The organism is Aquisalinus flavus (assembly GCF_014640095.1).
In the GTDB taxonomy this organism is placed as follows: Bacteria; Pseudomonadota; Alphaproteobacteria; order Caulobacterales; family Parvularculaceae; genus Aquisalinus; species Aquisalinus flavus.
In genome coordinates this window covers 171,166-189,604 of record NZ_BMGH01000001.1, presented here as the reverse complement: position 1 = coordinate 189,604, position 18,439 = coordinate 171,166, and the positions used below count along the sequence as shown (strand labels likewise).

The following is an 18,439-nucleotide window of genomic DNA, read 5'->3' as shown; positions in this document are numbered from 1 at the left end:
AAAGTTCCACTGATTCTATGATCCCGGTGCCCGGGCAATCAGGCGCCACCGACAGAAAGCAATAGTCTTGCGGCGTTGAGAACCGCCGCATGGGTCGTGGTTTCCCGGTTCGAATGATAGTTCCAGGTCGGGATCTGCAGCGTGGTGCCGGTAAACTGGCCCTGGGACATGGTCACGAGCCGGCCGAGTTCAGTGATGCCAAGACCCTGTTCCGGCTCTCCGGCGGCTCTCGCTTTCCCGTTCGCTTCCTCGATGAAGGCGTCCTTGAACAGGACGGGAATATTCAGGGACGCGGCCCCCGTTTCAAGCCGGCCAACCATGGCGTCGTCGAACGCGCCGTTGGCATCCTTGCGGCGCAGGACGACAGTGCCCTTTCCCGCCTCTCCGCCGTCGGCAAAAGGGGATGTGTCGATGATCAGGAACGCGCTGAACGAGGTCATCCGCTCGCCTGCCCATTGCAGGATATGCCCGGCCGACCGGCCGATCTCCTCTTCGGCAGCGAAGACGATCTTGCCGGTCAGCCCTGCCTCGGCAGCGACCCGCAACAAGGCCGCAGAGAGCGGGTTGTCAAGCTGGCCGGAGACGAGGTTGTCACCTTCGCGCTGCACCGTCCGGGAAAAGGCGACTGGCGTGCCCGCAGGCAGCGGCGGGAACCCCCTGAAGTGAAACCGTACACGCTCATTATCCGTATCGAAGACAACATCTTCGACATCGCCATAGGCCAGGCGCCCGCCGGTTTCGCGGTCATAGGCGAACATCTCCTCGCCGCGATAGCGGCTGGCGATCTTGTCGAACAGCGACCTCGTTGGCGCGGCCATTTGGCCGTATTTTTCCGTCTTCACCGCAAAGGCGGCAAAATTGCCGTGTCCCGCCCCGTCCATGATCACGCCATGGCGATCGACATGGGCGCAATGGATCGGCCCGGGAGAGCCGGTTTCGACGATGGTCAGGTTCCGGCGGCGCGTGACGGCAAAACCGGCGCCGGAGAAATCCCGCTCGAGGTAATCGAGAAATGGCGTCTCGTGGCCAACGACACTCGGAAAATCGAGATATTCGGCGGTCTTGGCGATAATTCTCGCCGTCAGGGTAAAATCATCCATTCAAGCAATCCATGGCGTCATCCTTTGCGGAACACACCATGGATAATTTGCCGCCTCAGGGCGAGGGGAAAATGATCGCGTCCGAGCCGTCCCGTCCCTGGGCCAGCGGCGTGCCCCGGAACGGTGCCGCGCGCATTGCCCGCAGAGGATAGCCAAGCTCGCCGGCGACCATGCCGCCGAGCAGCCATTGCACCGGCGCGAGGCGCGAGGCCGGCGAGAGGAGATGGTCTCGCAGGGCAGCCACGAGCCGGCTGTCGGACTGGTAGAAGGGCGTGAAGACCAGGCTGATGAACTGGTAGAGCCACACATGGGTCGCCCTCATGCGGGCATATTCACCGAGCGCGGTGTCGAGATCAGGCTGCATGTCGAGCGCGGTATCGAGCGCCAGCGCGTCGAGCAGGGCCATGTTGGCTCCCTGCCCGAGTTGAGGACTGGTCGCATGGAAGCTGTCGCCCAGATGAACTGTCCGTCCACTGACGGGATCGCGGCGGGTCCGGTGGCGGTAGCGCGCCATGACCAAATCGTCATGGCTGGCGATCTGGTCGACGAAGGCGATTGCCTGCGGCCAGACCCTCAGAACTGCCTCTTTCCACTGGTCGAGCGGCACACGGCGCCAGCTGTCAAAGTGCTCCTGTTTGATGCTCCAGAAGAAAGCCGCCTGCCTGACATCGCTGCCGGCAGGCTGGCCGATCGGCAGCACCCCTGCCATGCAGGATGCATATTCATATCGCTGTTCCAGCGTGTTATCCATGAAACCGCTCGCGGGCCAGTCGAGGCTTGCCCACAGCGCGCCATAGCTGAGCTCGCGCCCGCTCCCCGGCGACAGGGCAGAGCGCGCGCCCAGGCCGTCGATGACGAGATCGAACGGGCCATGACGGGCGCCATCAATCATCTGCAGCCATTCGCCGCCGCGCCCCTGTACCACACTGGCGACGTTGCTGCTGTGGGTGATCGCCAGCCCTTCGTGACGGGCGGCAGTCAACAGGGCGCGGAACAAGGTGTCACGGTGAACGGCAATGCCATGCTTGCCGGAGCCGGGGGAGCCATAGCGCACATCGAGGACGATGCGGTTCGACGGCACGACGCGGCCGAACAGCCGGTCGATGCGAGCACCCCGATCGCTGATCGCCTGCAGGCAGCCGAGCCGGTTGAGGACCGCCAGACCGACGGGCTGCAGGATCAGCCCCGATCCGACCGGGGCGGGCGCCGGCGATTTGTCGAATATCTCGACCCTCCAACCACGCCGCGCCAGCAAGGTGGCGGCGGCAAGACCGGCAATGCCTGCCCCGGCAATGGCAGCCGATAGTGTCATATCTCGCATCCCGCTCTGTCCGGTGGACAGCATGAGCCGGTTCAGCACCACCGCAAAGCCCGGCGGCGCTGCCGGGTCGTCGCAATCGGTCCGGGTCTATCTTTTCTTGAGGCGATTGAACCAGATAACCCCGATCATGAACAGGACCTCCACGCCGAACAGGATATTGATGAGGATGACGTAATAGGTCGGGCTCATGGTGATCCGGGTCATGTGCGACAGGAAGATGCACAACTCGAAGACCATCATGTAAACCGGCCAGACCGGGCCGCTATTCTCGCCCTCGGGCCAGAAATGGAGCTGGAAGAAGATATAGATGAGCGCAATGTTGATGATGATCTCGACCAGCAACGGGCTGTAGTCGGAGATGATCATGTGGATGACATTGCTCGTCACCCAGGAAAAGACGATGGCAAGCACCCCGATATGGATGCGCCGGTCCTTGACGAGCCAGGCGCTGACGATGAGGGTCACCATCAGAACCAGAAAGACGACCGTGATAAACGTCTTGAACACGATATCCCCAACGTGCAGCCCCGTGAATCACATTCGATCCAGGGAGGCTGAATAGTCAAGGAAAACCGGGTGGTTAGCCCTCAGAATGCGGCGAACGGCCTAACCCAGGCCCAACGCTGAGCCAAGAATGCCCGACAGGCGCATCAGCGTTTCCGGCGCGATCGTGTCCTCGCCGCGCAATGATAGCGGCACCAGTTCGGCAAACGCGCCATGGGCCTCCGTCAGGGACGCATAGAACTGCATGGCGGCCGCCATGATCGCATCCTTGTCCGAGGAACCGACGACGGCGCTCAGCCCGTCGAGACTGCCGGAAATATTCTGATATGCGGCAGAAACAAGTTCATTTTCTCCAGTCGTCGCGATAAACTGGGCCTTGATGGTATCGAGGTCATTCAGTTGCTGCTGCCAGCTTGCTACCACGGCAACCGCACTGGCACCGGCGAGCGCCTTGGCACCGGTGAATACTTCGCGTTCATAGGCGCGCAAACTAGCTTTCATGGAAGATAAAGTCATCGTCAGCCTCATTCCAGTTGACCAACCCGAAGTTGTTTCGAATTGAGGCTTCCAAATTTTAGGAAAAGGCTTTAAGAAACCGTGAATTGAGGGAATCACTCGAACGATGTCCGATAAAGACGACAACGTTACATATCTGCCGAAATGGCTGACTCATGGCCGCACCATCCGGGCGGACCAGAGCATTATCTATCGCGCCTTACGCAGCTATATGGATCGTCTCAACAGGACCTATCAGGAGAAGGAGGCTGTGTCTCTAGAGCCTCGAAAAGAGACCGAAGAGTAGACGACGGATCGTCGCGATACGACTTCAGAAATTCCATCAATTTCAATAACTTGTCCGATTGGACTTCCCAGTATTCGTCGGGCAGCTCATCATTGATGAGATCGTCGAGCTTGCCCTTGTCCCTGAGGCTGGAGACGACATCGGGCAGGAAGATGCGAAGCAGCGCTGACAGCGCCTCCGGCGTCATCGCCTCGCGCAGGCCATCCTTCTCGAAATGAACCGCCGGATGGGTGAACAGCCTGAAGGCGTCAATATCGAAAATTCTCGCCAGGCGGTAGACCATTTGCGGCGTGTAAGGGCTTTCGTTCTTCTCGAGGGCGTCGAGCTGGTCGCGCGGAACATCCATCAATTCGGCGAGTTCGTCCTCTGTCAGGCCGCTCTCCAGTCGCCAGTCACGAATAAATATGCGCGTAAAATCGCCCATCAGTCCAAACACTCCTGCCGGTTTTCAGAACAGGGCCGCTCCATCCTGCATTAAGGACCCGATTCAAGGCAAGATGCCTTAACACAATCCTAAGCTGGCTCGGACCCGTTCATCAGCACTCGACGACATTGACGGCGAGTCCCCCCTCACTGGTTTCCTTGTATTTGCGATTCATGTCTACGCCCGTCTGACGCATCGTTTCGATCACCTGATCGAGCGAGACCTTGTGCGGCCCGTCGGACTGCAGGGCGAGGCGCGCGGCATTGACCGCCTTCACCGCGCCAATCGCATTGCGCTCGATACAAGGGATCTGGACGAGACCGCCAACCGGATCGCAGGTCAGGCCGAGATTGTGCTCCATACCGATCTCGGCGGCATGCTCGATCTGTTGCGGCGTGCCGCCCCAGACAGCGGCAAGACCTGCGGCTGCCATGGAACAGGCAACGCCGACTTCTCCCTGGCAGCCCATCTCCGCGCCGGAGATCGAGGCGCGCTGCTTGTAGAGGATGCCGATACCGCCTGCCGTCATCAGGAAACGCCGGATCTTTTCCATTTCTGCGAGCCCGTCCATGGCACAATAAAACTTGATCACCGCCGGGATAATGCCCGCGGCACCATTGGTCGGCGCGGTGACCACCTGACCACCGGCGGCGTTCTCTTCATTGACCGCCATGGCAAAGACGTTGAGCCAGTCGAACAGGGCCTCGCGTTCGTTCAGCGGGCCATGCCGGGTCAGCTTGCCATAGAGGGCCGGCGCCCGGCGATTGACCCTCAGCCCGCCCGGCAGGATACCCTCGGTACGCAAGCCCCTGTCGATACTGGCCGACATGACCTTCCATATCGCGTCGAGCTTGCGCAGGGTCTGCGCCCGCGGCCGGAAGGAATCCTCGTTGCGCGCGATCAGCCTGTGGACTGAAATATTGTCCTTGTCGCATTGCCGGAGCAGCTCTGCCGCCGAGCCGAACGGGTATCGCACCTCGACCGCGTCGGCGATTTCGTCGCGGCCCATTTCGCTTTCCTGACGCACGAAGCCGCCGCCGACCGAGTACCAGGTCTGCTGGAAAAGCTCTGCCCCCGCATCGTCAAAGGCGACGAGGCGCATGCCATTGGGGTGCAGGTCCGGCATGATATCGCCGCGCAGGTCGACATCGCCCCTGGCATCGAAGGCAATCTCCTTCCTGCCGAGCAGGCTGATGCAGCCGCTGTCGCGAATCTTCTGCAGTTTGTCTTCGATGCCAAGCGTGTCGATCTTTTCCGGCGTCTCGCCCGACAGGCCGAGAAGCACGGCACGGTCCGTGCCATGGCCGATGCCGGTCAGCGCGAGCGAGCCCTGAAGCTCGACCATTACCCGGAACGCAGCCTCGAAATGCCCGGCTTCCTCGCAGGCGAGAAGGAATCGGCGGGCAATCAGCATCGGCCCGACCGTATGGGACGAAGAGGGGCCGACGCCGATCTTGAAAATATCGAAGACGCTGAGCATGGCGGTCAGTCCTCATCCGTGACGGGCATTCCCTCGATAAGCTCCGGCCTCATCTCTTTCTGCTGCATGATCTCATGGACCTTCAGGGCCACCGCATGGACGTCTTCCCTGACATAGCCTCGCAGCACGATGGCGACGTTGCGCCCCTGCCCGGTCTTGCCCGGATAGCTGCCGATCGAAATATCCGGGTGGGATGCCTGCAGCGCCGCCAGCGCCTCGGCGATCTCGCTTTCCCTGGCATTGCCGCGCACGGTGAAGGAAATGCGCGAGGGGCCGCGCTCTATCTGGTCGTCAACAGCCTCGAGCATGGCCTGAAAGATTTTCGGAACGCCGGCCATGACGAAAACATTCCCGATACGGAACCCCGGTGCGCCGGACACGGCATTGGCGATCAGGCTGGCCCCCTCGGGCACGCGGGCCATGCGGCGGCGGGCGGGTGTGATCTCCTCGCCCCTTGCATCATACCATTCCTTGAGGATTGCCAGCGCATCGTAGCGAACATCCGTATGCGCCTCGAATGCCTTGCCGATGGCGAGCGCGGTAATGTCGTCATGGGTCGGGCCGATACCGCCCGAGGTAAAGACATAATCCGCCGTGGCCCGGACATCGTTCACGGCCGCGACGATCACGTCTTCGACGTCGGGCACCACGCGCACCTCGATCAGGTTGACCCCGCGCGCTGTCAGCCAATTGGCGAGGTAATGCATGTTGGCGTCGCGGGTGCGGCCGGAGAGGATCTCGTCGCCGATCGCGACCATGGCGGCGGTGGGATTGCGCTGTGTCATGTTCTTGTTCTCGCTCATAACCCTAGTCATAGACCGTCACTTAGGAGATTGCACCTTCTTGACAAAAGATAGCGCGTCCCACACCCCTGCCGCCCCAGTAGCCACCGGACAGATTGCCTGATGCGTTTTCCCTCGCCCCTGATCGAAGGCACGCTGCTCAAGCGATACAAGCGCTTCCTCGCCGATGTGCGCCTTGCAACGGGCGAGGACGTGACCGTGCACTGCCCGAATCCCGGCGCAATGACGGGCGTCGCCGCGACCGGCGCGCGCTGTTGGGTGTCTGTCAGCCCGAACAGGGCGCGCAAGCTGGCCCACACGCTGGAACTGGTCGAAATCACAGACTATGGCAGGCCGATACTGACCGGCATCAATACCGGCCATCCGAACAGGATTGCCGAGGAAGCGATTGCGAAGGGCGCCGTCCCGGAGCTGGCAGGCTATGACAGCCTGCGTCGCGAGGTGAAATATGGCGGGAATTCCCGCATCGACCTGCTGCTGGAAAGCGCCAGGCGCAAGCCCTGCTATGTCGAGGTGAAGAACGTTCATCTGCGCCGGTCGCAAGCCCCGCTGGCGGAGTTCCCGGACAGCGTCACGGCGCGGGGTCTGAAACACCTGAAAGAGCTGGAACAGGTCGTGCGCGACGGCAACCGCGCGGTGATGTTCTATGTCGTCCAGCGCAGCGACTGCTTCACCCTGTCGCCGGCCTGGGATATCGACCCGAAATATGCCGACGGGCTGGTCGCGGCGCAAAGGGCCGGAGTGGAACTGATCGCCTGGGATTGCGAGGTCACGACCGGCGAGATCGTTCTGCGCCGGGCCATGGAGATCGATCTGAACAGGTAACGCGGGACCCGCCCATTATGCCACCGCTTGCCATCGCCCGGCTTGTTCTCCCCCCGCACAACCGCTAAATAGGCCGCATGACAGACGCTGCGATTACCGACACACCACGCCGCACCGGCGAGATCCGCCAGCACGGAGAAGAAGGCTTTGAAGGCATGCGCAAGGCCGGCCGCCTTGCCGCCCAGTGCCTCGACCTGCTCGCCGGGCATGTGCAGCCCGGCGTCTCGACCGAGGAAATAGACCGCATCGCGCGGGAATTCGTGCTCGACAACAACGCCCTGTCGGCGACGATCGGCTATCGCGGTTATCGCCATGCGACCTGCATCTCGCTGAACCATGTTGTGTGCCACGGCATTCCCGGCCCGAAACTGTTCAAGGATGGCGACATCGCCAATATCGACGTCACCGTGATCGTCGATGGCTGGCATGGCGACACCAGCCGGATGTTTTATGCCGGCGAGCCCAGGGTCATCGCCCAGCGCCTGACTGATGTGACGTTCGAGGCGATGTGGAAGGGCATCGAGCAGGTCCGACCGGGTGCGACCCTCTATGATATCGGCAAGGCGATCCAGACCCATGCCGAGGCGGATGGCTTCTCCGTGGTGCGCGATTTCTGCGGCCATGGCCTCGGCCAGGTGTTCCACGACGCGCCGAACGTGGTCCATTACGGCGAATATCGCGACCGCATGCTGCAGGTCCACAAGGCGCCTTCTATTCCGCTGAAGGAAGGCAATTTCTTCACCATCGAGCCGATGATCAATGTCGGCAAGCCGGATGTGAAGATCCTGAAGGATGGCTGGACCGCCGTGACCCGCGACAAGTCCCTGACCGCCCAGTTCGAGCATTCCATTGGCGTGACAAAGGATGGCTATGAGGTGTTCACCGCCTCGCCCCTAGGCCTCGACAAACCGCCCTATTCCGCAGGCTGACGGCATGGCCGAGGGGGAAGAGCTTTTTCCAGTCAACCCGGCCAGCAAGAAGCAACCGGACGATCACCGCGCCGGCCACCGCGAGCGCCTGCGCGCCCGCTTCGTCAAGGCCGGCGTCGACGGCGTGCAGGATTATGAGTTGCTGGAGCTGGTCCTGTTCCGCGCCATCCCGCGCAAGGATGTCAAACCCCTCGCCAAGACCTTGCTGGCCCGCTTCGGCTCCTTCGCCGACGTGCTCGCCGCCCCGCGCGAAAGGCTGAAGGAAATTACCGGCGTCTCCGACACGGTCGTCACCGAGATGAAGATCGTGCAGGCCGCAGCGGTGAAATTTGCGCAGGACAACATCCTGCAGCGCACCGTGCTATCCTCCTGGGCGGATCTTCTGTCCTACTGCCGCACGGCAACCGCCTATGAGAAGATCGAACAGTTCCGGATCCTCTTTCTCGACAACAAGAATATCCTGATTGCGGACGAAAAGCAGCAGACCGGCACGATAAATCACACGCCGGTCTATCCGCGAGAGGTCGTCAAGCGGGCGCTCGAGCTGGACGCGGCATCGATGATCCTCGTCCACAACCACCCGTCGGGCGATCCGACGCCGTCACGGCCGGATATCGACATGACCAACCGCATTGTCGAGGCCGCCGGGGCTGTCGGCATCAGGGTCCACGACCACCTTGTCATCGGGCGCGGCCAGCATGTCTCCTTCAAGGGGCTGGGCCTGCTCTGAATCGTCAGCACCGGTAACAAATCTGTAGCGGATGTTTTCGGCTGCGTCTTTACCGAAGGGCACCAGACCCGTTTTCGCCAGATATCCGCCGGGCCCGAGCGCTTCACCGGAAATGAATTCCGCAGCATATTCCTGCAGTATGATCGATCTCGCATAGGTCTCTGCGTCGATGTAAAACCACATTCCCCGGGAGAGCGGGTATGATCCGTCTGCGATCGTTTCGGGCCCGACGGCGATCCCATCTATCGTGACCGCGCTGATGACGTGACCATGGCTGAGGACCTGTGAGTAGCCGAAAACACCGAGAGCGGACGTAACCTGAACCAGCGCCGCAACGACGGCATCATCATTCTCGCCTGCATCGACCCAGGCCCCATCTTCGCGCAAACGGATTGCCTCGCCCAGAAGCGAACCATCGCCCTGCTCCCTGGCTGCTGCGAGGCATTCCACCTCCATCGCGCCGGCATGCATGACGAGTTCCATGAACGAATCCCTTGTCCCGGAGGTGTCGGGAGGGCCGAATATCTCGATTGGGCGTTTTGGCAGATCGTCACTGACATCATCCCACGTCTTGCGTGTATTCGGCTCAAGCGAACAGTCCTGATCCGATATGGGGGTGTACTGAGCCAGAGCGAGATAGATTTGCTTCAGGGTCAGAGGCAGATCACGATTTCCGCTCGCCTGGGCAAGGATGATCCCATCCTTGCCGGCCGGAAATTCTATCAGGGGATATCTGCCCAACTGCCGGCAGCGTTCGACTTCTTCCGGTTTCACAGGCCGTGACGCGTTGACGATGTCGACGTCGTTACCCGCGCTGCAGAAGATTTCAAAGCCGCCGCTCGTCCCCGTCTGGTTGAGGACAAAATCGACATCCTTGCCGCGCGTCAACCGCTCTGCAACCTCATGGGAGAAGGGTGCAAGGGTCGATGAACCGGTGATGACAATCGTTTCCTGCGTCAATGCCAGTTCGTCCGGATACAGCATCGCTGCCAGGAACAGGCCGGCTGCTGGAAGAAGATGTATCACGCTATCGCTCCCTTGTTTACCGACGCCGGACGGTCGACGACATATGACGAGACACTGGACACCAGAACTTCCTTGCGAATCGGCTTGTGCAGAATATCCGCGAAGCCGTTCTGCATGAGGCCGCTGACCTCTTCCTGCTGAACATGCGCGGTAAGGGCAACAATCGGCGTTTCAGCGTTCAGCCCGGTGGTCTCGCGGATAAGGCGCGTTGCCTCGACGCCGTCCATGACAGGCATGGAAATATCCATGAGGATCAGGTCGAAGGACTGGATGGCAGCCATTTCCACCGCCTCCTCGCCATTGTTCGCGAGAATTATGACTGCCCCTTCGGCCTTCAGGAAGGTGGAAGCCACCATCTGGTTGGGGATATTGTCATCGACGACCAGGATCGTCCGGCCATCAAGTCCGGAATTCTCGTCCCGTAGCGGCCTGTCAAATGTCAGGGTAAAGCGCATCTCGCACCCGCTGTCAGCACAGGGCAGCATGACCAGTTGCCCGCCGAGACGCTTGATGATGTTGCGCGCGATGGCCAGCGTGAAAGTCGCGTCGGCATCGAGGCGATGCACCTCGTGTTCTGCGGTGCCCCCATTGACAAGATCGAGTTCCGCAAGCGTCAGGCAGTCATGAACAAGGCTGAAAGAGACTTTCATACGGCCGTCATCACCGGTCATCCCGATAGCGAGCCGGATCGCGCCATGTTCCTTTTGCGCAAACAGGCAGGCCAGCAAATTGCCGATGATCTGACGCACTTTATCACGATCGTAAAAGAACAGCTCGTCAGCCTGCGCCGGTATATCCGTCTCCAGGCTAACCTTTCCACCGCCGCGCTGATCCGCATAAAGACTGCAGATGTCGTCGATGTCGGATTTCAGATTGCCACTGCTGACCTTGACTGCAATCTTGTCGCGGCCAAGCCGGTTCATTTCGAGCATGTTGTCGATCAGATGCAAAAGATGTTCTCCGGCATTCTCGAGCTGGCGCAGCTCATCTTCATGAGCGCCGGACTTTCCCTTCTCCTTCAGCACTCTCGCAATGCCAAGGATCGCGTTGAGGGGAGTGCGCAATTCATGGCTGGCCGACCTGAAGAAGCGGGTCCGAGCGGCGCTCGCCATCTCTGCGGCTCTGGCCGACTCCTTGCTGCGTGCCTCGGCTTTTTCGACAGCGTCGACAGATGTGGCAATGCGGCGGCTCATCGGACGGAACACGAAAATGCCCTCCAGGACCAGAAGCAGCAATGTGGTGATCCACAGGACCAGTTCCGCGCGCTCGGCAGCGCTGATCGCCTTGTTTGCCTCATGTTCCATGACCCGTGTAATAAGCCCATGTGTCTGCATCAACGAGTTTGTGCCGGCGGCGTTTACGCGCACGAGAGCTGCATCCACGGCCGAGGCATCGCCAGCGGTTGCGATCATCCGCGCATCGTCGAGGAAACCCATGACCTGCAGGTCAAAGGGCATTGCTCCACTGAAATAGATATCCTTCAGCGGGGTGATGAATCGCTCTGTCCGCCCGTCAGTCTTGTCGACACCGGTCAGAACACCATGGGCTCTCTCCATGGTACGCACATTCCTGAGAATGCTTTCGGCAAGACGGGCTCTCTCGGCATCGGACTGTGCGTCCGCATGGGCATTGGCCAGAAAGGCAATTCGTTGTGACAGGGCGCGCTGGTTGGCGGCAATGGAGACATACTCGGCCCTCGATTCCTCCATGGCGGTGAGGCGGAATGTCAGCATGAAGGTGAGAGTCGCCAGCAGGGCAAGAAGCACAAGTCCTGCGCGGTATCGAAAATCAAACGCCTGACGAAGACGGAGCGCTAATTGTGTCATGACCCACCAGAATGACTTTTTCTCCGCCCGGGTCCTGACTAGCCGAAACCCTTTATCCAATGGTTAAGCGCGCCGCTTTTCGATGAGATACCTATCGGCGCGCGCGGCCTTATCCTTCACGGTGTCTTTACCATTTTCGGCGTAGTGTCAGATACGTTCTGCCCGCGTGTCCGGGCGTCAGCGATAGCGGATTGTTCCATGACCGAAAAACCCTCCCATAGCCGCCTGCGGATCATGCTGGCGCAATTCCTGATCGAAAACAAAATCGACCTGGAAGATCTCTATGCCGCCCTCGGTGCCGACACCGAGGATTGCGACGAAGGCGCCCTGTCGCACATTGCCGGCGTGCTCGACGGCATGAATGTCGCGTCCACCCGCATCCGCCAGCATGGTCTCGACCAATGGACGAAACCCTGAACCTGAGCCGGAATGACTCGACCTGCCGGACGCGCCGTAACAGGCGCGTTTTGTTTTTGGGACGCTTTTCATGAAGAAACGCTCCGTCTCCATCTCCGGCCACCGCACCTCGATCTCCCTCGAAAAGGAGTTCTGGGAGTTGCTCAACGCCATAGCCCGGAAACAGAACCGCCCCCTGGCCCGCCTGATCGCGGAAGTCGACCGCAACCGCATCAAGGCTGCGGACCCCGCGAACCTGTCCTCGGCGCTGCGCGTCTATGTGCTCAAGCATGTCATGGCCGCACGTGACGAATCAGGAAGCGGCAGAAACGGGCGAGAAAAAGACTGATTGCCCACGCCTTCAGGCTGTCTTGTGCGGCGAATAATGCTACGAGCGAGGCAGTGTCATGGTGAAACCGCATACAATGAGGGTCCGGCTCCTGCTCTGGCTGCGCCACGCGCGCCAACGGGCCTATCAGCTTGCCAATTACAAGGTCTGGATCCTCTCTGCCCTGATCGGCGTCGTCGTTGGCTATGGCGTCATCGGCTTTTCCCTTGCCATCGACTGGATGAGCGCTCTTTCCTATGGCGAGGGGCGGATCGCCATGGCAAGCGGCATCCGCGACCTGAACCCGGCCCGGGCGTGGATCGTGCCGGTGGTTGGCGGGGTCGCCGTCGGTGCCCTTCTGTATATTGCCAAGCAGCTGAAATGGTTGCCCGAGGTCAAGTTCCAGGGCGTCGCCGAAGTCATCGAGGCCCGCGCCGGCCCGCCAGGTCATGTTTCCTTCCGTGCCGGGATGGTCAACACCGCCGCTGCGGTCGTGGCGCTCGGCTCCGGCGCCAGTGCCGGGCGTGAAGGGCCTGCCGTGCTGCTCGGCGGTGCCATTTCGACCGCCATGTCGGAGCGCTGGGGGCTGTCGGGAAAGGACGCCCGCACGCTGCTCGGTTGCGGCGCCGCGGCAGCGGTCGCGGCAAGCTTCAACGCCCCGATCGCCGGCATGCTGTTCGCGCTCGAGGTAATCCTCGGCAATTACGCCCTGTCCGTGTTCGGGCCCGTCGCCCTGTCCAGCATCACCGCCGCGGTCATCGCGCGTATCCATCTGACCGATGTGCGCGCCTTCGTCATCCCGCTCTATGGCGACTCCGGCCCGTGGGACATTCCCTTTTCCGCCGCACTTGGCATCGTCTGTGGCCTGGTCGCCTTCTGCTTTCTCCTGCTCACCTCGTCGCTGCAACTCTGGGTCCGCCGCCAGGTCGTCCGGTTCAAGGTCGAGCAGGCCCTGCTGCCGCCTATCGCCGGCATGCTGATGGGCACGATCGCGCTGTTCTATCCGGAAGTGCTGGGGGTCGGCTATGAAGCCACGACCGAAGCGATCCAGGGCAGCTACACGCTGGCCATGCTGACGATCCTCCTTATCGTCAAGCTGGGGGCGACCGCGGTCTGCCTGTCCTGCCGGTTCGGCACCGGCGTGTTTTCCGGCGGCATCTTTTTCGGGGCGATTTCCGGCGCTGCCTTCGGGGCGGTGCTCGGTATCTTCATCCCGGGCCTGTCAGCGGACCCGACCTTTTATGCGATGGTCGGCATGGGGGCCGTCTCCGGTGCCATTCTCGGCGCACCGATCTCGACGACGCTGATCGTCTTCGAGCTGACCGGCGACTATCAGATGACCGTTGCGCTGATGATCGCTGTCGGGATCGCCACGCTGATTTCCCAGACCTTCTTCGGCTCGTCCTGGTTCCATTGGCAGCTCGGCCAGCGCGGCTACGATCTGTCCGAAGGCCCGCAAGGGATGATCCTGCAGACGATCCGTGTCCGCGATGTCATGCGGTCGATGCCGGAGGATTCTAGCCCGCTGGAAGAAGGCGTGGCGCGGCTTCGCCCGGACCATTCCCTCGGCGAGGCGCTTGCCCGGATGCGCGACCATGACCGTGACGGCATGCCGGTGACGGATATCGACGACCGCTCGAAGGTGATCGGCTACATCACGCAGGTGCGAGCCCTTGCCGTCTATAACCGGGCGCTGATCGAAAGCAATATCGAGCACCACCGCTAAAAGCATGAAAAAGCCCGGCTCGAGACGCGAGCCGGGCTCTTTTACGCTACAGACATGCGCGGGAGGGGTTAGCCGCGCAGACCGCCATTTTGCCAGTAGGTCCGGCCATTGGCACCGTAATAGTAGTAACGGCCGGCTGACTGGTCGTAATAGAGTTGCTGACCGGCGGCATCCTGCTTGAGGCGGGTGCCTTCGCCGGAATTGACGTCCTGCTGGCGGCCACGGGCTGCACCGGCAGCGCCACCGACGACAGCGCCGATGGCAGCGCCGGTTTCGGCATCGCCGTCGCCGACATTGTTGCCGATGATACCGCCGGCAATCGCGCCAAGAGCGGCACCGCCAGCAGTGTTACGCTCGATATTACCCGTGGTCGTGCACGCGGCAGCCATCAGGGCAATCGCCGAGATGCCGGCAAAAACTTTGAATTTATTCATTTTCTTTCTCCTCTGAACCGCCCCGCAGGGCATAAAGCGAACTCTAAACACAGCTTGCATTGTAACCGTTCGCTTGTGGCAATATGGTGGAGCAATTAAGGCACGCATATCAGCTTTTCGTGAGCATCGGAAAAACCCGAAAGAGAGCCGGAAACAGGCACTTGCGATCTTGCCTTCGCTGCTGCCGGCGCGTACCAACCCGTTTTCAGGAACAGGAATGCCACAATCATGATCCCTCGCTATACCCGTCCCGACATGGCCGCCCTCTGGGAACCGCAGGCGAAATTCCGGATCTGGTTCGAGATTGAGGCCCATGCTGCCGACAGGATGGCCGAGCTCGGCATCATCCCGGCGCAAGCGGCCAAGACGATCTGGGACAAGGCGGGCGACGTCGCGTTCGATGTCGAGCGAATCGACGAGATCGAACGCGTGACCAAGCATGACGTCATCGCCTTCCTGACGCACCTTGCTGAAATCGTCGGCCCGGAAGCCCGCTTCGTGCACCAGGGCATGACCTCGTCGGATGTGCTCGACACCTGCCTGTCCGTGCAGCTGACCCGCGCCGCCGACATGCTTCTGGCCGGTATGGACAAGGTGCTGGCGGCACTGAAGACGCGCGCGCTGGAGCACAAGGACACGGTCTGCGTCGGGCGCAGCCACGGTATCCATGCCGAGCCTGTCACCTTCGGTCTGAAAATGGCGCGTTTCTATGCCGAGATGGAGCGCGGGAAAAAGCGCCTCGAGGCCGCGCGCGAGGAAATCGCGGTCTGCGCCATATCCGGCGCCGTCGGCACCTTCGCCAATATCGACCCGTCGGTCGAGGAACATGTCGCCGAGAAGCTGGGCCTGAAGCCGGAGCCGATCTCGACGCAGGTGATCCCGCGCGACCGCCACGCCGCCTTTTTTGCGACCCTCGGGCTCATCGCGTCGTCGATCGAGAACATCGCCACGGAGATCCGCCATCTTCAGCGCACGGAGGTTCTCGAGGCGGAGGAGTATTTCTCCAAGGGCCAGAAAGGCTCGTCGGCCATGCCGCACAAGCGCAACCCGGTGCTGACCGAGAACCTGACCGGCCTTGCCCGGCTGGTGCGCATGTGCGTGGTCCCGGCGATGGAAAACGTCGCCCTGTGGCATGAGCGGGATATCTCCCATTCTTCCGTCGAACGCGGCATCGGGCCGGATGCGACGATCCATCTGGATTTCGCGCTCAACCGCCTTGCCGGCGTTATCGAAAACCTCGTCGTCTATCCCGAGCGGATGCTCGCCAACATGAACTCGCTGAACGGCCTGATCTTCTCCCAGCGCGTGCTGCTGGCCCTGACCCAGGCAGGCGCGAGCCGCGAGGACGCCTATGCGCAAGTCCAGCGCAATGCCATGCCGGCCTGGCGCGGCGAGGGCCTGTTCCTCGACAATCTGAAAGCCGACAAGGACGTCACCGACAAGCTGCCGGTGGAGGAGCTGGAGGCCCTGTTCGACCTCGACTATCACACCAAGAATGTCGATGTGATCTTCAAGCGCGTATTCGGCTAGATAGATGAACGCAAGCCTCGACTATCCAGAACTCTTCGTCTCGCCTGACTGGCTCGCCGCCAATATGGGCCGCCGCGACGTGAAAATCGTCGATGGCTCCTGGCACATGCCCGCCGCGGCGCGCGACGCCCGGGCGGAGTTCAAGGCCGAGCATATTCCGGGGGCGGTGTTTTTCGATATCGACCGCGTCGCCGACACATCCCTGCCCATGCCGCATATGCTGCCGGAGCCGGAAATGTTCGCCGATGCCGCCGGCGCAATGGGCATCAGCGAGGATGACATGGTCATCATCTATGACAGCGTCGGCCTGTTCTCCGCCGCGCGGGTGTGGTGGACCTTCACCGTGATGGGGGCAGAAAAGGTCCGTATCCTCGACGGCGGCCTGCCGGCCTGGAAGGCGGCAGGGTTCGAGGTGACGGATGCGACCCCGCTGACAAGGCCTGCGAATTTCCACCCGGTCTTCAACGCCCGCCATGTGCTGGACCTGGCCGATATGCGCCACGAGATTACCAAGGGCGATGCACTGATCCTCGATGCCCGCCCGCGCGGACGGTTCGAGGGGCGCGACCCGGAACCGCGCGAGGGCCTGCCCTCCGGCCATATGCCGGGCGCCGTCAGCCTGCCTGCCAGTGACCTGATCGAGAATGGCACCCTCGTCTCGCGTAACAAGCTGGACCTGCTGTTTGCCGCTGCCGGCGTGACAGGCCGCAAGCCGGTCATCACCACCTGCGGGTCCGGCGTGACTGCCGCGATCATCTCTCTGGCGCTTGCCGCCGTGGGTCACGACAACAGGGCCCTCTATGATGGGTCGTGGACGGAATGGGCCGGGCACAAGGACAGCGAAATCGTGGTGGAATAGTGTAGAGTTTTTAGTTGTCAGTTTTTAGTCTTCAGTTTTTGGGTTTTAGTTTGTTTTCGGTCACTGGAAACGGCTAACTCAAAACAGAGGCAGCACTCAACGCACCGGCAATTTTTGCTGCGGTGTCGAGAATTTTGAGGGGGTCCGTGTGTAGCGGCCATTGCCTCATTTAGAATAATAGTGACTGGCATAGCTCTCGCTACACACGGCGGCGATCGATGCGGGGCCAAAGTGCATAGCTCTCCCGCCCGGGGGCTACCCCGGGACGCCGTTCCGCCGGACGGTGCAAAGCTGTACACACCCTCAACTGCCGGCAGAAACCTGATACGCCGATACTCCGTGCAGGTCACACTTCGCGATCAGCGCCTCCACCGGGTCCTCACCCGGCCTGGGGAGATTTATACTTGCCTTTCGGGCGGCGGGGATAAGTATCTGCCGCGAAAAGCGGCCGACCGTTACTTCCCCACCCGCCCGGCCGTCATGCCGCCATCGATGCGGAATTCAGACCCGGTGACGAATTTTGCCTCGTCGCTGGCCAGATAGACCACCATATGGCCGACCTCTTCCGGCTCGCCGAGGCGTTTCATCGGGATGCCGCGGGACAGCTTGGTCTCGCCCTCCTCGCCAGACGCTTTATGATGGCTCCTAAACGGAATGGGCCGGGCACAAGGACGGAGAGGTTGTAACGAGTGAATGAGGGACGCCTGGATTGGCAAGAACGCTAAACCGAACACCGCCGTCACACAGAAGCTAGACGCGAAATTTCAGCTGCATTCCACCACAATAATCCTATAGCCACGACTGGATTCGCTAAAATAATGACAATAAACATGCGCACAGCAGTTCCCAGAAAGGTAACTGTCTCGTACAAATACACAGCATCATCTTGTGATTTACTATAGCGAACAGTTTTCCAAAGCGCTTTATGTTCCGCTTTTGTAAGCCACATGCCGCGCATCATCCCCAATGTCCCTAATGGACCCAAACAGAATAACAGCGGTGCAATTATAAGCCAATGACCAAGAACCCTGCGCAATTCATACTTAAGAATCTTTGTCCATGGGTTTTTATAGCTGTCATTACCAAAGAATCCCCTGAACAGGTAAATTGGATCTTTTCCTTTCAGAAATAAAAGCCTTACATTTGAAAAAGAAAACATCAACCAAAGCACGATCAAATCGGTCAACAACTGTGGAATTGTTACGTCAAACCACAATTCAATCAAATAGTAAGAAAGCAAATCTGTAAGCTGTAGGTACGCATTGATTATTACTTCAGGCGCCGAGACAAACGTTACCCCGAGACCATTCGCAACCATATTCGCAATTCCTATCCCTGAGAGAACAACCCCAAATACTAATGGGACCCATAATGCCTTTCTGAGAATTCGCATGTG

19 protein-coding genes and 1 pseudogene are annotated in these 18,439 nt (G+C 60.6%); 8 read left to right on the top strand and 12 right to left on the bottom strand.

All coding sequences use genetic code 11. The annotated features are described in order from the left end of the window. Positions 1-38 precede the first annotated feature (38 nt). From IEV88_RS00940 to IEV88_RS00910, 7 genes are all read right to left on the bottom strand, one after another. Positions 39-1,100: a zinc-binding metallopeptidase family protein gene (locus IEV88_RS00940; protein WP_188159430.1), complete on the bottom strand. Its 1,062-nt coding sequence runs from the start codon at positions 1,098-1,100 to the stop codon at positions 39-41. Positions 1,101-1,155: 55 nt separating this feature from the next. Further along, positions 1,156-2,412: an FAD-dependent oxidoreductase gene (locus IEV88_RS00935; RefSeq protein ID WP_188159429.1), complete on the bottom strand. Its 1,257-nt coding sequence runs from the start codon at positions 2,410-2,412 to the stop codon at positions 1,156-1,158. A gap of 96 nt (positions 2,413-2,508) precedes the next feature. Next, a complete protein-coding gene (locus IEV88_RS00930) occupies positions 2,509-2,928 on the bottom strand; it encodes a hypothetical protein (protein ID WP_188159428.1) in 420 nt (139 codons plus the stop codon). Between the two features lie 99 nt (positions 2,929-3,027). Continuing rightward, positions 3,028-3,426 (bottom strand): hypothetical protein, encoded by a 399-nt coding sequence (locus IEV88_RS00925; RefSeq protein WP_188159427.1) that lies wholly within the window; start codon positions 3,424-3,426, stop codon positions 3,028-3,030. Positions 3,427-3,662: 236 nt separating this feature from the next. Then, positions 3,663-4,151, bottom strand: coding sequence for a helix-turn-helix domain-containing protein (locus tag IEV88_RS00920; RefSeq protein WP_188159426.1), 489 nt, complete (start codon positions 4,149-4,151; stop codon positions 3,663-3,665). Between the two features lie 112 nt (positions 4,152-4,263). Further along, on the bottom strand, positions 4,264-5,631 hold the full coding sequence (locus IEV88_RS00915; protein ID WP_188159425.1) for an L-serine ammonia-lyase: 1,368 nt from the start codon (positions 5,629-5,631) through the stop codon (positions 4,264-4,266). Between the two features lie 5 nt (positions 5,632-5,636). Beyond that, complete coding sequence (locus tag IEV88_RS00910; RefSeq protein WP_188159424.1) at positions 5,637-6,434, bottom strand: competence/damage-inducible protein A; 798 nt, start codon at positions 6,432-6,434, stop codon at positions 5,637-5,639. A gap of 102 nt (positions 6,435-6,536) precedes the next feature. Between IEV88_RS00910 and sfsA the strand changes: the two genes are divergently transcribed. The 3 genes from sfsA to radC all read left to right on the top strand — a co-directional run bounded on the left by sfsA (position 6,537) and on the right by radC (position 8,918). After that, on the top strand, positions 6,537-7,259 hold the full coding sequence (sfsA, locus tag IEV88_RS00905; RefSeq protein WP_188159423.1) for a DNA/RNA nuclease SfsA: 723 nt from the start codon (positions 6,537-6,539) through the stop codon (positions 7,257-7,259). 77 nt (positions 7,260-7,336) lie between these two features. After that, positions 7,337-8,188, top strand: a complete 852-nt coding sequence (gene map, locus IEV88_RS00900) for a type I methionyl aminopeptidase (protein ID WP_188159422.1) — start codon at positions 7,337-7,339, stop codon at positions 8,186-8,188. 4 nt (positions 8,189-8,192) lie between these two features. Beyond that, entirely contained in the window at positions 8,193-8,918 is a 726-nt protein-coding gene (gene radC / locus IEV88_RS00895; RefSeq protein ID WP_188159421.1) for a RadC family protein, read from the top strand. A 117-nt stretch (positions 8,919-9,035) separates the two neighbouring features. Here radC and IEV88_RS15190 read toward each other — a convergent pair. Beyond that, positions 9,036-9,902: pseudogene (locus IEV88_RS15190) on the bottom strand (substrate-binding domain-containing protein); the annotation flags it as partial. Between the two features lie 38 nt (positions 9,903-9,940). After that, on the bottom strand, positions 9,941-11,710 hold the full coding sequence (locus IEV88_RS00890) for a response regulator (RefSeq protein ID WP_188159420.1): 1,770 nt from the start codon (positions 11,708-11,710) through the stop codon (positions 9,941-9,943). Between the two features lie 258 nt (positions 11,711-11,968). Here IEV88_RS00890 and IEV88_RS00885 point away from each other — a divergent pair, with 258 nt between their 5' ends. The 3 genes from IEV88_RS00885 to IEV88_RS00875 all read left to right on the top strand — a co-directional run bounded on the left by IEV88_RS00885 (position 11,969) and on the right by IEV88_RS00875 (position 14,220). After that, on the top strand, positions 11,969-12,187 hold the full coding sequence (locus tag IEV88_RS00885; RefSeq protein WP_188159419.1) for a hypothetical protein: 219 nt from the start codon (positions 11,969-11,971) through the stop codon (positions 12,185-12,187). 70 nt (positions 12,188-12,257) lie between these two features. Further along, the gene (locus tag IEV88_RS00880; protein ID WP_188159418.1) at positions 12,258-12,515 is read left to right on the top strand and encodes a ribbon-helix-helix domain-containing protein; all 258 of its coding nucleotides are present in this window, start codon (positions 12,258-12,260) and stop codon (positions 12,513-12,515) included. 76 nt (positions 12,516-12,591) lie between these two features. After that, positions 12,592-14,220: a chloride channel protein gene (locus tag IEV88_RS00875; protein ID WP_188159417.1), complete on the top strand. Its 1,629-nt coding sequence runs from the start codon at positions 12,592-12,594 to the stop codon at positions 14,218-14,220. A 68-nt stretch (positions 14,221-14,288) separates the two neighbouring features. Here the strand turns inward: IEV88_RS00875 and IEV88_RS00870 are convergent, their stop codons facing one another. Further along, positions 14,289-14,609: a YMGG-like glycine zipper-containing protein gene (locus IEV88_RS00870; RefSeq protein WP_373291167.1), complete on the bottom strand. Its 321-nt coding sequence runs from the start codon at positions 14,607-14,609 to the stop codon at positions 14,289-14,291. Between the two features lie 273 nt (positions 14,610-14,882). On the opposite strand from IEV88_RS00870, the gene purB reads away from it, so the two are divergent. After that, complete coding sequence (gene purB, locus IEV88_RS00865; protein ID WP_188159415.1) at positions 14,883-16,184, top strand: adenylosuccinate lyase; 1,302 nt, start codon at positions 14,883-14,885, stop codon at positions 16,182-16,184. Between the two features lie 4 nt (positions 16,185-16,188). Continuing rightward, complete coding sequence (gene sseA, locus IEV88_RS00860; protein ID WP_188159414.1) at positions 16,189-17,043, top strand: 3-mercaptopyruvate sulfurtransferase; 855 nt, start codon at positions 16,189-16,191, stop codon at positions 17,041-17,043. A gap of 455 nt (positions 17,044-17,498) precedes the next feature. Here the strand turns inward: sseA and IEV88_RS15295 are convergent, their stop codons facing one another. Further along, positions 17,499-17,738 (bottom strand): SDR family oxidoreductase, encoded by a 240-nt coding sequence (locus IEV88_RS15295; RefSeq protein ID WP_373291166.1) that lies wholly within the window; start codon positions 17,736-17,738, stop codon positions 17,499-17,501. Between the two features lie 44 nt (positions 17,739-17,782). Next, on the bottom strand, positions 17,783-18,361 hold the full coding sequence (locus IEV88_RS00850; protein WP_188159412.1) for a hypothetical protein: 579 nt from the start codon (positions 18,359-18,361) through the stop codon (positions 17,783-17,785). Positions 18,362-18,439 lie beyond the last annotated feature (78 nt).